The sequence below is a fragment of the Aestuariivita boseongensis genome (genome assembly GCF_001262635.1).
Lineage (GTDB): Bacteria > Pseudomonadota > Alphaproteobacteria > Rhodobacterales > Rhodobacteraceae > Aestuariivita > Aestuariivita boseongensis.
Window position 1 is genome coordinate 1 of sequence record NZ_JXYH01000117.1, and the last position, 1,068, is coordinate 1,068.

Below are 1,068 nucleotides of genomic sequence, written 5' to 3' on the forward strand. Positions count from 1 at the left end.
TCCTGAATTCATAGAATAAGCGCAACGCTTGAAACGAGAGGCAGAGAGCCAGCCACCGGTAGAATCCAGGCTCTCACACCGAAGGATTCAAGCGCAGATGACTACGCATTACCGGCAGCTGACTCAGGGACAACGTTACCAGATTGAGGCTGGCTTGAGCGCCGCAGAGAGCCAGGCGAGCATTGCAAAGCGGGTCGGCGTGCATCCCTCGACGATCAGTCGCGAGGTTCGCCGCAACAGCACCCAGAATATCTACAAGGCTGTTTCTGCGGCCCATGAAAGTGATGCTCGTCGAGCGGGTGCGCGCAAGTTTTGCAAGCCGGCGACATGGCTCAGCCATCATCTCCCGGTGTGGCTCAAGCATGGCATGAGTCCGGAGCAGATCGCCCAGCGGTTGAAGCAGGAGCAGCCAAGCCGGGCGGTCAGCCATGAGTGGATTTATCGGTTCATTGCCGCCGAACAGCGCGCCGGTGGTGAGCTTTATACCTATCTGCGACATCGCCGAAAGCGCTACCGGAAACGCTATGGAAGCCACGATCGGCGCGGGCAGCTGCGTAATCGCGTGTCAATCAGTGAACGCCCAGCCGAGGTCGAAAGCCGCGAGCGCCTGGGGGACTGGGAGGGCGATACGGTACATGGACTGGGCGGTAACCTGGTGACCCTGGTTGATCGCAAAAGCGGCTATCTGAGCGCCTATCCGGTCAAGCGCAGAACGCGCCGGCAGGTAACGCGGGCGATCAATCTGATGCTTCAGGGCCATGCCGCTCACACGCTGACGCTGGATAACGGAAGGGAGTTTGCCGGGCATGAACGCATCGCGCTACGGAGCCAGTGCCAGGTCTTTTTTGCAGACCCCTATTCATCCTGGCAACGTGGCACCAATGAAAACACCAACGGTCTGCTCCGCCAGTATTTCCCCAAGGGCAGCGACTTCAGCAAGCTGACCGTCGAAGCCGTCAATCGGACAGTAGCGAGGATCAATCTACGCCCGCGCAAGCGCTTGGGCTGGAAGACGCCGTACGAAGTGCATACAGGGGTGAGCGTTGCACTTATGTGTTGAATTCAGGC

1 protein-coding gene is annotated in these 1,068 nt (G+C 59.1%); it reads left to right on the top strand.

Translation table 11 applies throughout. The features are described from left to right. The first annotated feature begins 97 nt into the window (after positions 1–97). On the top strand, positions 98–1,060 hold the full coding sequence (locus tag TR61_RS19390; RefSeq protein WP_004577240.1) for an IS30-like element ISPpu17 family transposase: 963 nt from the start codon (positions 98–100) through the stop codon (positions 1,058–1,060). Positions 1,061–1,068: the final 8 nt, after the last annotated feature.